Origin of the sequence: Chromobacterium sp. IRSSSOUMB001, assembly GCF_023507765.1 — a bacterium.
GTDB lineage: Bacteria > Pseudomonadota > Gammaproteobacteria > Burkholderiales > Chromobacteriaceae > Chromobacterium > Chromobacterium haemolyticum.
In genome coordinates this window covers 140449-152640 of sequence record NZ_JALCYU010000007.1, presented here as the reverse complement: position 1 = coordinate 152640, position 12192 = coordinate 140449, and the positions used below count along the sequence as shown (strand labels likewise).

The 12192-nt window shown below is 63.1% G+C and carries 9 protein-coding genes and 5 tRNA genes; 10 read left to right on the top strand and 4 right to left on the bottom strand.

Annotated elements, in window-relative coordinates:
• Nucleotides 1-157 precede the first annotated feature (157 nt).
• From MOV80_RS11535 to MOV80_RS11525, 3 genes are all read right to left on the bottom strand, one after another.
• On the bottom strand, nt 158-1036 hold the full coding sequence (locus MOV80_RS11535; RefSeq protein ID WP_043590963.1) for an alpha/beta hydrolase: 879 nt from the start codon (nt 1034-1036) through the stop codon (nt 158-160).
• A gap of 248 nt (nt 1037-1284) precedes the next feature.
• Entirely contained in the window at nt 1285-2901 is a 1617-nt protein-coding gene (locus MOV80_RS11530) for an MFS transporter (RefSeq protein WP_019100070.1), read from the bottom strand.
• Nucleotides 2902-2995: 94 nt separating this feature from the next.
• Nucleotides 2996-4612 carry a GMC family oxidoreductase N-terminal domain-containing protein gene (locus MOV80_RS11525; RefSeq protein ID WP_019100071.1) on the bottom strand — a complete coding sequence of 539 codons (1617 nt, stop codon included), beginning with the start codon at nt 4610-4612 and terminating at the stop codon, nt 2996-2998.
• Nucleotides 4613-4775: 163 nt separating this feature from the next.
• On the opposite strand from MOV80_RS11525, the gene MOV80_RS11520 reads away from it, so the two are divergent.
• Both MOV80_RS11520 and MOV80_RS11515 read left to right on the top strand, forming a co-directional pair.
• Nucleotides 4776-5699 (top strand): LysR family transcriptional regulator, encoded by a 924-nt coding sequence (locus tag MOV80_RS11520; protein ID WP_019100072.1) that lies wholly within the window; start codon nt 4776-4778, stop codon nt 5697-5699.
• Between the two features lie 9 nt (nt 5700-5708).
• Nucleotides 5709-6572: an AraC family transcriptional regulator gene (locus MOV80_RS11515; RefSeq protein ID WP_043590966.1), complete on the top strand. Its 864-nt coding sequence runs from the start codon at nt 5709-5711 to the stop codon at nt 6570-6572.
• Between the two features lie 229 nt (nt 6573-6801).
• Here MOV80_RS11515 and guaB read toward each other — a convergent pair whose 3' ends face one another.
• Entirely contained in the window at nt 6802-8265 is a 1464-nt protein-coding gene (guaB, locus tag MOV80_RS11510; RefSeq protein ID WP_019100074.1) for an IMP dehydrogenase, read from the bottom strand.
• A gap of 161 nt (nt 8266-8426) precedes the next feature.
• On the opposite strand from guaB, the gene MOV80_RS11505 reads away from it, so the two are divergent.
• The 8 genes from MOV80_RS11505 (at nt 8427) to MOV80_RS11470 (ending at nt 12148) form a co-directional block, all read left to right on the top strand.
• Nucleotides 8427-8861, top strand: a complete 435-nt coding sequence (locus MOV80_RS11505; protein ID WP_157221979.1) for a DUF4124 domain-containing protein — start codon at nt 8427-8429, stop codon at nt 8859-8861.
• Nucleotides 8862-10667, top strand: coding sequence for an excinuclease ABC subunit UvrC (gene uvrC, locus MOV80_RS11500; protein ID WP_107732733.1), 1806 nt, complete (start codon nt 8862-8864; stop codon nt 10665-10667).
• 112 nt (nt 10668-10779) lie between these two features.
• On the top strand, nt 10780-11361 hold the full coding sequence (gene pgsA, locus MOV80_RS11495) for a CDP-diacylglycerol--glycerol-3-phosphate 3-phosphatidyltransferase (RefSeq protein ID WP_019100077.1): 582 nt from the start codon (nt 10780-10782) through the stop codon (nt 11359-11361).
• A 98-nt stretch (nt 11362-11459) separates the two neighbouring features.
• Nucleotides 11460-11535, top strand: a tRNA-Gly gene (locus MOV80_RS11490).
• Nucleotides 11536-11561: 26 nt separating this feature from the next.
• Nucleotides 11562-11637 (top strand) — tRNA-Gly (locus MOV80_RS11485).
• Nucleotides 11638-11667: 30 nt separating this feature from the next.
• Nucleotides 11668-11743: transfer RNA gene (locus MOV80_RS11480), tRNA-Gly, on the top strand.
• 41 nt (nt 11744-11784) lie between these two features.
• Nucleotides 11785-11858 (top strand) — tRNA-Cys (locus tag MOV80_RS11475).
• Nucleotides 11859-12063: 205 nt separating this feature from the next.
• Nucleotides 12064-12148: transfer RNA gene (locus MOV80_RS11470), tRNA-Leu, on the top strand.
• The last annotated feature ends 44 nt before the right edge of the window (nt 12149-12192 follow it).

Sequence of the window (12192 nt, the reverse complement as noted above, 5' to 3'; positions counted from 1 at the left end):
CGCGGCTTGGCCGCGCTTTTTTAGACCCGCCAACAAAACCCCTGATCCCGCGTTGCGCCTCCTTGTCGTACTACGGGTACTGTAGCTTCGCAGAAACTTCGTTTTCTGCGTCGGCGCGCCTTGGCTCAGGTTCTCTGCGAGGTGTTGTTAGCGACTCTTATTGGGGCTGGCTGAAAAAGGCGTGGATCGCCGCCGCCAGCGCTTCCGGCTGCTCCCATTGCAGCATGTGGCCGGCGTCGGCGATCACGGTTTCCTGCAATTTGGCGAAACAGGCGCGCCGCTGCGGCATGCTGGCGGCCACGCTCTTGGCCAGCGGGTGGTCGTCGGTGTCGCCGCCCAGCGCCCACAGCACCGGCGCGCTGATGCGCTGCCAGCAGGCCATCGCTTCTTCCAGCCGGTATAGCACCGGGTTGACCATTTTGTGGCGCGGGTCGGCGCGGTAGTAGAGGCCGTCGTCCCGCTGGCGGGTCAGCTCGCGCGCCAGCCATTGGGCGCGCTCCGGCATCAGCCTGGGGTTGCGCTCCAATAGCTTGGCGGCCACGGCGTCCAGTGACTGCAAATCGCCGAACTCCGGCGCGTCGCGGGTTTCGCGCAGCCAGCGCGCGTAACGGCCCGGCGCTTCCGCCGGCTTGGTGGCGGCCAGGCCGAAGCCTTCGGCCAGCACCAGTTTTTCTACGCGCTCGGGGCGGATGCCGGCGTAGATGCCGGCGATCATCGAACCCATGCTGTGGCCCAGCAGCTTGACCGGCTGTTGCGGCGACAGCGCGTCCAGCAGCGCGTCGAGGTCGGCCAGGTAGTCGGGGAAGTAGTAGCTGCCGTCGTTCCAGTCGCTGTCGCCGAAGCCGCGCCAGTCCGGCGCCGCCACTTGCCAGCCGTCCGGCAGCGCGTCCACCAGGAATTGGAAGGTGGCGGAGCTGTCCATCCAGCCGTGCAGCAGCACCAGGAGCGGCGCGTCGCGCGGGCCCCAGCGGCGCAGATGATAGCGGTGGCGGTTGAGGATCAGGGTTTCGGACTGGCTGAGACGTTGAATCGGCATGGCGGCGCGGGCGGTGGGACGAAAGCCCCAGTCTACCCAGAAACACGGCGAACCGGGAGGTTCGCCGTGTTTGGATGGTGTGACAGCGTGAGCGCTCAATCAAACGCCGGCGCCGCGGCCTGCGGGATGGCTATTAGAGCCGCTAACAAAACCGCACAGCGCACCTGAGCCAAGGCGCGCCGACGCAGGCAGTACCCGTAGTACGACAAGGAGGCGCAACGCGGGATCAGGGGTTTTGTTAGCGGGTCTTATTGATGGATGTCGGCGCGGTGCGTCTCCTTCAAGCCCAACAGGCAGACCACGAAGCTGACGCTGTAGACGATGACCGGATACCACAAGCCGTAGAGGATGTCGCCGGTGTAGACCACCAGCGAGAACGCCACGGTGGGGAACAGGCCGCCTATCCAGCCGTTGCCGATGTGGTAGGGCAGCGACATCGAGGTGTAGCGGATGCGGGTGGGGAACAGTTCCACCATGGTGGCGGCCAGCGGGCCGTAGACCATGGCGGCGATCAGGCTGAGCAGCACCAGCACCGCCACCACCATCGGGTAGTTGATCTTGTCCGGGTCGGCCTTGTCCGGGTAGCCGGCCTGCTTCAGCGCGGCCAGCAGTTGGGCCTTGTCGAAGCCGGTCAGCGTCTGTTCGCCCACCTTGATCTGGGTTTCGCCGCCGGCGGGCGCCGCCTGGCGCTGGTAAGGCACGCCGTTCTTGGCCAGCAGGGCCTTGGCCTGGTCGCAGCTGCTGCTGAGCTTGGCCTTGCCCACCGGATCGAACTGGAAGCGGCAATTGGCCGGGTCCGCCACCACCACCACTGGCGCTTGGCGCGCGGCGTGGGCGATGTCCGGGCTGGCGTAGGCGGTCAGCCATTTGAAGGCGGGAAAGGTCAGCAGAGCCGCTAGCAGCAGGCCGGTCAACATCACCGGCTTGCGGCCGATCCGGTCGGACAGGTAGCCGAAGTACAGAAATAGCGGGGCGGCGATCAGCAGGGAAGCCACCAGCAACTGGGTGGCGATCTGTGAGTCGACCTTGAGGATTTGGGTGAGGAAGAACAGCGAATAGAACTGCGCGCAGTAGAAAGTGACCGCCTGGCCGCCGTTGATGCCGAACAGGGCGGTGAGCACGATGCGCAGATTCTTCCAGTTGGTGAAGGACTCGGTCAGCGGCGCCTTGGAGTGTTTGCCCTCGGCCTTCATTTTCAGGAAGGCCGGCGACTCGTGCATCGACAGCCGTATCCAGGTGGAGATGGCCAGCAGCGCCAGCGACAGCAGGAAGGGCAAGCGCCAGCCCCAGTCGTCGAAAGCCGGGCCGGTGAGTTTGCGGCAGGCCAGGATCACCAGCAGGGACAGCAGCAGGCCGGCAGTGGCGGTGACCTGGATCCAGCTGGTGTAAGCGCCGCGTTTGTGGTCTGGCGCATGCTCGGCCACGTAGATGGCCGCGCCGCCGTATTCGCCGCCTATCGCCAGGCCCTGCAACATGCGCAGCACCACCAGCAGGATGGGCGCGGCGATGCCTATGCTGGCGTAGCCGGGCAGCAGGCCCACCAGGAAGGTGGAGACGCCCATGATCAGGATGGTGGCGAGAAAGGTGTATTTGCGGCCTATCATGTCGCCCAGCCGGCCGAACAGCAGCGCGCCGAACGGCCGCACCAGGAAGCCGGCGGCGAAGGTCATCAGCGCGAAGATGAAGGCGGTGGTTTCATTGACGCCGGCGAAGAACTGTTTACTGATCACCGCGGCCAGCGCGCCGTACAGGAAAAAGTCGTACCACTCGAAAACGGTGCCCAGCGACGAGGCGAAGATCACTTTGCGCTCGGAGCTGCTGATCGTGTGTCCCGCCGTGGCGGCGGGCGTCAGGGTGCTGCTCATGGTGCTGTCTCCTCTTGGTGTGGCTTTGCGACAAGTTGTGGGTCGGGAAGTGGGCTTCCTCTGTTTGGGGGGGGGCGATGTTGCGCAGCGCCGCTCAGTCCGGCGCGGGGCGGTCTTGCAAAATCATGCGGGAGGCTTTCTCCGCGATCATCAGCGTGGGCGAATTGGTGTTGCCCGAGGTGATGGAGGGCATGATGGAGGCGTCCGCCACTCTTAATCCGGATAGTCCGTGAACGCGCAGTCTGGCATCGACCACCGCGTCGGTATCCTGTCCCATTTTGCAGGTGCCTACCGGATGGAAAATGGTGGTGCCGATGCGGCCGGCGGCGGCGGCTAGTTCCTCGTCGCTCTGGGCGGCGAGGCCGGGCAGGTATTCCTCCGGCCGGTAGCGCGTGAGCGCCGGCGCGGCGACGATGCGTCGGGTCAGCCGCAGCGCGGCCACCGCGACGGCGCGATCCTGCGGGTGACTGAGATAGTTGGGCTGGATCAGCGGCGCGGCATCCAGCCCCGCGCCGCCGATGGCGATCCGGCCGCGGCTGAGCGGGCGCAGATCGCATACCGAGGCGGTGAAGGCGGGGAAGGGATGCAGCGGTTCGCCGAAGCGTTCCAGCGACAGCGGTTGTACGTGATATTCCAGGTTGGCGCGCGGTTGCTCCACATCGGACTTGGCGAAGGCGCCCAGCTGGCTGGGGGCCATCGCCAGCGGTCCGCTGCGCCGCCACAGGTATTCCCAGCCCATGGCCAGCTTGCCGGCCCAGCTATTGGCCAGTTGGTTCAGCGTGCGCGCGCCGCTGACTTTGAACACCATGCGCAGCTGCAGGTGGTCTTGCAGATTGGCGCCGACGCCGGCCAGCGCGTGGCGCACGGCGACGCCGTGCTCTTGCAGCAGCGCGGCCGGACCAATGCCGCTGCGCTGCAACAAAAGCGGGGAGCCGACGGCGCCGGCGGCCAGGATGATTTCGCCGCGGCAGCGCGCCTGCCAGCGCTGCCGGTGTTGCAGGAATACCATACCGGCGGCGCGGCCGTCCTCCAGCAGCAGGGTTTCCGCCTCGGCGTGGGTCAGCACGGTGAGGTTGGGGCGCTGGCGCGCCGGGCGCAGAAAGGCCTTGGCGGTGTTCCAGCGCAGGCCGCCGCGCTGGTTGACTTCGAAATAGCCGCAGCCGGCGTTGTCGCCGCGGTTGAAGTCGTCCACCGGGGCGATGCCGCTTTGCTCCGCCGCGTCGCGGAAGGCGTCCAGAATTTCCCAGGACAGCCGCTGCCGTTCCACCCGCCATTCGCCGCCGTGGCCGTGCTGGGCGCGGGCGCTGTCGAAGTGGTCCTCCATGCGCAAAAAGTCCGGCAGCACTTCGTCCCAGCTCCAGCCGGGGCAGCCCTGCGCTGCCCAGCCGTCGTAGTCCGCGGCCTGGCCGCGCATATAGATCATGCCGTTGATCGAGGAGCAGCCGCCCAGCACTTTGCCACGCGGGTAGTTGAGGCTGCGCCCGCCCAGGCCGGGCTCGGGCGCGGTGCGCAGGCACCAGTCCGTGCGCGGATTGCCGATGCAATAGAGGTAGCCCACCGGGATGTGTATCCACGGATAATTATCCTCGCCGCCGGCCTCCAGCAGCAGCACCCGGTGCCGCGGATTGAGCGACAGGCGGTTGGCCAGCAGGCAGCCGGCGCTGCCCGCGCCGACGATGATGTAGTCGAATGTGTCCGCCAATGCCTGCATGCCGCGCTTTCCTATGACGTCTGTATCGCCACCATATAAGATCAAGCCGGGCCGGGCTGGGAATAGCCAGAGCGGAACAATGGCTGTTAGTTTTCTAACAGCGGTGCAATTGAAGCTTGTCATCATTGTGTGCAAGCGCACCATAAACGCGGGGGAGGGGGCGATGTTCGACTGGAACGACATCCGTTATTTTCTGGCCTTGCAGCGCAGCGGCAAGCTGTTGGCGGCGGCCAGGCAGCTGCGCACCACGCATGCGACGGTGGCCCGGCATATCGAACAGTTGGAGCGGCAGTTGGGCCAGCCGCTGTTTGTGCAGCAACCGGACGGCTATCTATTGACCGCGGCCGGCCGGCAGCTGCTGCCGCTGGCGGAGCAACTGGAAAACACCGCGTCCCGGATGCAGGACGAGGCGAGGGTGGGGCATGTGGAGGTGGCCGGCCTGGTGCGCTTGGGCGCGCCGGAAGGCTTGGGTTCCTTATTCTTGTCGCGGCACTTGCCGCGGCTGATGGCGCTCTATCCGGCGCTGGAGATCGACCTGGTGTCGGTGCCGCGCTTCGTCAGCATCACCAACCGCGAGGTGGACATCGCCATCGCGCTGGAGCGGCCGCAGGCCAATATGGTGGTGACGCGCAAGCTGACCGATTACTGCTTGGGCCTGTACGCGACGCCGGCCTACCTGGATGCGCATGAGCCCATCCGCGAGCGCGAGGACCTGGCCGGGCATCCCATCGTCGGCTACGTCGATGACTTGCTGTTCTCGCGCGAACTGATGTTTCACCGCGGCCTGTGCCGCAACCCGCTGATTAATCTGCGCTGCACCAGCGTGGTGGGCCAGCAGCAGGCGGCGCTGGCCGACGGCGGCATTGCGGTGCTACCGTATTATCTGACCTACGACGACGCGCGGCTGCGTCAACTGCTGCCGGAGCTGCGCATCATCCGCTCTTACTGGATCAGCGGCCGCAGCGACATCCGCCGAACGCTGCGCTACCGCGTGGTGTGGGATTTCGTGGTGGATGTGTGCCAAAGCATGCAATGGCTGCTGTTGCAACAGCCAACTCAGCAAAACGAATCAATCGATGCGGGATAAGCTCACTTCATGAGAACGCTCTATCGCAACGGCGGCCCGGATTCGCCGTATTTGTGGCGGATGCTGCGAGTGCTGGACTACTTGTGGCGTCATCTGGATGGGCCGGTGCCGCTGGAAAGGTTGGCGGAGGAGGCCTGCTTGTCGCCCTTTCACTTTCACCGCGTGTATCGCGGCCTGATGGCCGAAACGGTGGGAGAGACCCGGCAGCGGTTGTTGCTGCATCGTGCGGCCGGACAGTTGAACGGCGGCTCGCTGCCTTTGTCGAGGGTGGCGGCGCGCGCCGGCTACGGCGGCACTGCGGCCTTTGTCCGGGCCTTCGCCAGGGCTTACGGTGAGAGTCCGGGCCGCTATCGCCAGCGCAGAGCGTTCATTTCTAGGCAAGACTGGGAGACCGTTATGCATGAAGTGACATTGCTCAAGCAAGATAAGGGGCTGAAGGTGCTGATGCGCCGCCATGTCGGCAGTTATATGGAAATCGGCCAAGCTTTCGGCGCTTTGCAGGCCATCAGCCCGGGTTGCGCAGTCGGCGACGCGCCAGGTCGCATATTCGGGATGTATCTGGATGACACGGAACAGACGGAGGAGGCCAAGCTGCGCTCCATCGCCTGCGTGACTGTGCCGGATTCCTGGGAGGAGCGGCCGCTGCCGGATGGGTTTGAATGGGGGGAGATTCCCGCCGGAGAGTACGCTTGCGTGACGCATCTTGGGCCGTACGCGGAGCTGTCCACGGTCTGGTCCTGGCTGTACCGGCACTGGTTGCCCGACAGCGGGCGCGCGCTCGGCGAGGTGCCGTGCGTGGAAGAGTATTTGAATTCGCCTTACGACAATCCGCCCACCGCCTTGCGCACTCGGCTGATGTTGTCGCTGGCCTGAGAACCTGTTTACGATCTGCTGCGCGTCGTGAAGCGTTGCACGGTGAGTACGAGCTCAAAATGCTCATGTACCACTTGTACATTCCGCTTTGTTCGCTCGTTTTCGCCTTGTCTCGCCTTAGCTCGCGAGATCGGAAACACGTTCTGACCGCGTTTGTGGCTCAGCCATGAAAAAACCCGCGCCGTTTGGCGCGGGTTTTGCCGTAAAGGGTGCCAGACGACGTCGGGTCTTAACGGGATACGTGGTAGTTCGGCGCTTCCTTGGTGATCTGCACGTCGTGGACGTGAGATTCCTGGATGCCGGCGGAGGTGATTTCCACGAACTCCGCTTTGGCGTGCATGTCGGCGATGGTGGCGCAGCCAAGGTAGCCCATCGAGGAGCGCAGGCCGCCCACCAACTGGTGGATCACCTGGCCGATGGAGCCCTTGTACGGCACGCGGCCTTCGATGCCTTCCGGCACCAGCTTTTCCACATTGCCTTCATTATCCTGGAAGTAGCGGTCGGACGAGCCCTGGCTCATCGCGCCCAAGCTGCCCATGCCGCGGTAGGACTTGTAGGAACGACCCTGGAACAGCTCGACTTCGCCCGGGGCTTCCTCTGTGCCGGCGAACATGCCGCCCAGCATCACGCAGTTGCCGCCTGCGGCCAGCGCCTTGGAGATGTCGCCGGAGAAGCGAATGCCGCCGTCGGCGATCATCGGCACGCCAGTGCCCTTCAGCGCCTCGGATACATTGTGGATGGCGGTCAGCTGCGGTACGCCCACGCCGGCTACGATACGGGTGGTGCAGATGGAGCCGGGGCCGATGCCGACCTTGACGCCGTCGGCGCCGGCGTCAACCAGCGCCATCGCGGCGGCGGCGGTGGCGATGTTGCCGCCGATCACGTCCACTTGCGGGAAGTTCTTCTTCACCCAACGCACTCGCTCAATCACGCCCTGGCTGTGGCCGTGTGCGGTATCGACCACGATCACGTCCACACCGGCCTTCACCAGCGCGATCACGCGCTCTTCGGTGTCGCCGCCGGTGCCGACGGCCGCGCCCACGCGCAGGCGACCTTGGCTGTCTTTATTGGCGTTGGGGTGCTCGCTGGTCTTGATGATGTCCTTGACCGTGATCAGGCCCTTCAACTCCCAGGCGTCGTTGATCACCAGCACGCGTTCCAGGCGGTGGGTGTGCATCAACTCGCGGGCCTCGTCGATGCTGGCGCCTTCCTTGACGGTGATCAGACGCTCGCGCGGGGTCATGATGGAGCCGACGGTCTGGTCCAGGCGGGTCTCGAAGCGCAAGTCGCGGTTGGTGACGATGCCGACCACCTTGCCGTTTTCGATCACTGGCAGGCCGGAAATCTTGTGGTGGCGGGTCAGCAGCACCAGGTCGCGCACCAGCATGTCCGGGGCGATGGTGATGGGATCCTTGACCACGCCGCTTTCATGGCGTTTCACCTTGGACACTTCGCTGGCTTGTTTCGCGGGGTCCATGTTTTTGTGCACGATGCCGATACCGCCTTCTTGAGCCATGGCGATGGCAAGACGGGCTTCGGTCACTGTGTCCATGGCGGCGGACACCAAGGGCAGGTTCAGGGTGATGTTGCGGGTAAGCTTGGTGGAGAGGACTACGTCGCGCGGCAGAACTTCAGAGTGGGCCGGGACGAGGAGAACGTCGTCGAAAGTATAGGCTTTCTCGATGATACGCATCTTGGCGTTTCCTTTGCGGCAAAGCGGCATTATACCGAGGCATTGCCGCTATTGCAAAAAAACGGGCTTTCCGCCCGCAACCCTGTTACCTTTTTGCCGGCCGGCCGCGCAGGCCTTACAATTTGAGTATCTGCAGCGCAATTCGGGTCAGGGAGTCGATGATGAAGTCAACCTTAGTATGGACCTTTTTGCTGGCTTTGCTGGGCTCCTCCGCCGCCAGCGCGGAAGTCTACGTATGGAAGGACGAAGCCGGAAAAACCGTGTATTCGGATCAGCCGCCGCCCAGCGCCAACGCCCGCCGCATGAATACGCGCGCGCCGTCGCCGGCCTCGGCCCCGGCCAAGGAAAGCAAGAAGGCCATGGGCAAGGATGCGAGCGGGGAAAATGCCAAGATCGCCGCGGAGAACGCCAAGGTCGCGGAGGCCAACGCCAAGATCCGCGAGCAGAATTGCCAGAACGCCCGCAATCAACTGGCCACGGTGCAGACCAATAGCCGCATCCGCATGCCGGGTTCCAATGCGCTGGCCACCGATGCCCAGCGCAATGAACTGATCGCCCAGGCGCAGGCCAATGTGCAGATCTGGTGTGGAAAATAAGTGGCGAAAACGGTTTTTGACTACAAGGCGGTATTGGTTTCCCTACCCAACCTGCCTGGCGTGTATCGAATGCTCGACGCGTCGGGCGGCGTGCTTTATGTCGGCAAAGCCATCGATTTGAAACGGCGGGTCAGCTCTTACTTTCAGAAGAACGACCAATCACCGCGCATCCAGCTGATGGTGCGCCAGATCGCCGATATTGAAACCACGGTTACGCGCTCAGAGGCGGAAGCGCTGATCCTGGAGAACAATCTGATCAAGGCATTGACGCCGCGCTACAATATTCTGTTCCGCGACGACAAGTCCTATCCCTATCTGATGCTGACCGGCCACGCATTTCCGCAGATGGCCTATTACCGCGGCGACCCCAAGCGTCCGAACCAGTATTTCGGCCCGTATCCCAACGGCTACGCGGTGCGCGAAAGCATCCAGATCCTGCAAAAAGTGTTCCGGCTTCGCACCTGCGAAGACGCGGTGTTCGCCAACCGTTCCCGCCCCTGTTTGCTGTATCAGATCAAGCGCTGTTCCGGCCCTTGCGTCGATCATGTCTCCAAGGAAGACTACGCGCGCGACGTGGCCAGCGCGGTGGCTTTCCTGCAAGGCCGCCAGAGCGAGCTGATCGACGGTTTGACCCAGCGCATGATGGCCGCGGCCGAGGCGATGGAGTTCGAGCAGGCGGCGGAGCTGCGAGACCAGATTCAGGCGCTGGCGCGGGTGCAGGAGAAGCAGTTCGTTTCCAGTAACTCCAGCCAGCAAGATTGCGACGTGGTGGCCGCGGTACAGCGGGAAGGCATGCTTTGCGTCAATCTGGTGATGATTCGCGGCGGCCGTCATTTGGGCGACAAGAGCTTTTTCCCGGTCAGCGGGGAGGAGGGCGAACTGGCGGACAGCCTGGAGGCCTTCCTGGCCCAGCATTATCTGGGCGCGCCCTTGCCGCCGGCCATCATCATCAACGGCGAAATTTCCGATACCTTGCGTCAGCACCTGGAGCGGCAAGCCGAGCGCAAGCTGGCCATCGCCAGCAACCCCATAGGGGAGCGGCGGGTATGGCTGGAAATGGCGGAAAAGAACGCCGAGCTGGCCATCATGCAGCGGGCCAACAGCAAAGCCACCCAGAACCAGCGGCTGACCCAGCTCAACGAGGTATTGGAGTTGGAGGGCGCAGGCCGCTTTGAATGCTTCGATATCAGCCACACCATGGGCGAAGCCACGGTGGCTTCCTGTGTGATCTACGACAAGGGCGCGATGCAGCCAAGCGAATACCGGCGCTACAATATTGAAACCGCCAAGCCCGGCGACGATTACGCCGCGATGCGCGAAGTTCTGTCACGTCGCTACGGCAAGCTGGCGACGGGAGAGGGCAAGTTGCCGGATGCCGTGTTCATCGACGGCGGCAAAGGGCAGGTGGGCGTGGCCTTGGAGGTGTTCGCCGAAATCGGCCTGAACCTGCCCATCGTCGGCATCGCCAAGGGAGAAGAGCGCAAGCCGGGCCTGGAAACGTTGATCCTGCCGTATCTGGACAAGAGCCTGCAGTTGAGGCAGGACCATCCTGCGCTGCATTTGATCCAGACGGTGCGCGACGAGGCCCACCGCTTCGCTATTACCGGCCACCGCGCGCGGCGAGCCAAGGCGCGCACCGCGTCCACATTGGAGGAGATTCCGGGGGTGGGGGCCAAGCGGCGGCAACAGCTGCTGATGCGTTTTGGCGGCCTGCGCGGCGTGGCCGCTGCCAGCATGGACGATCTGGCTCAGGTGGACGGCATCAGTCGCACGCTGGCGGAGAAGATTTACAACGCGCTGCATTGATTGCCGGCGCGCCATCGTTTATACACTGTAACCATCGCTGTGCGTCCCGTTGTGGCTTGGGGCGAACGCGCAGTTTTTGACCGAGCCGCAAACAATAAGATTACTGACACCGATGCCCTTCAATTTGCCGATATTCCTGACCTGGCTCAGGGTTGCCCTGATCCCTATCTGCGTAGCGGTTTTCTTTTTGCCGGATTCCGTTCTGCTGCTGCAAAGCCGTAATCAGGTAGGCGCCGCCATCTTCGCATTGGCGGCGATCACCGATTGGCTGGACGGCTACCTAGCGCGCAAGCTGGGGCAGACCTCGGCCTTCGGTGCCTTCCTAGACCCGGTGGCGGACAAGCTGATCGTCGCCGCGGCCTTGATCCTGCTGGTGCAGATGGGGCGCACCGAGGGCTGGATGGCGATGATCATCATCGGCCGAGAGATCGCGATTTCCGCGCTGCGCGAATGGATGGCGGAAATGGGCACCCGCAAGAGTGTGGCGGTGGCCTATATCGGCAAGCTCAAAACCACGGCGCAAATGGTGGCGATTCTATTGCTGCTCTATGCCGGGCCGCTGCTTCCCGGCGTCTCCACATTAATTTTGGGCAACGCCTTCATGGTTTTGGCGGTGATTTTGACTTTGTGGTCAATGGTTTATTATCTTCGGATGGCCGCCAAGGAGTTTTCCGGGAAAAAAATTGATGTTTGAAGTGTTGACAGTGCCTGATAAATCCTTATAATTCGCATCTCTCAGCGCTGCTCCAGCAGCAGCGAAGAGAAAGCAGAAGTATTGCGGCAGTTTTGAATGCGGGAATAGCTCAGTTGGTAGAGCGCAACCTTGCCAAGGTTGAGGTCGCGAGTTCGAGCCTCGTTTCCCGCTCCAAAACTTCTGCAATAGCATTGTGCGACGCGGGAATAGCTCAGTTGGTAGAGCGCAACCTTGCCAAGGTTGAGGTCGCGAGTTCGAGCCTCGTTTCCCGCTCCAGCGTATACATGCTTGTTGTTGTCGTACCCTGCGGGAATAGCTCAGTTGGTAGAGCGCAACCTTGCCAAGGTTGAGGTCGCGAGTTCGAGCCTCGTTTCCCGCTCCAAATTCATAACGGTCAGCGTAAGCTGACAGTTCGCCGGTAACGGCGGGGTAGCAAAGTGGTTATGCAGCGGATTGCAAATCCGTCTACGCCGGTTCGATTCCGACCCCCGCCTCCAGTTAAAGCCCCGTAAGTCAAAGACTTGCGGGGCTTTTGCTTTGTTTGGCCCGTACTCGTAATCGCCAAGCTCAGAGTGGTTTTTTCTCTTTTATCCCGGATTGGAATCAAGTCCGCAGTTCTCCGTAGCGGCGTGCCATGGCCTTGATCGCCATCCCTGTTTGCCAGCGGGCCGGCTCTGGGATAGAATCGCCGTCTCTTTGTCCGCCCCGGTGGTGAAATTGGTAGACACAAGGGACTTAAAATCCCTCGACTTCGGTCGTGCCGGTTCGATTCCGGCCCGGGGCACCACTACGGCAAAACCGTCCACGAGACGAAAACGACCCGCACAGCCA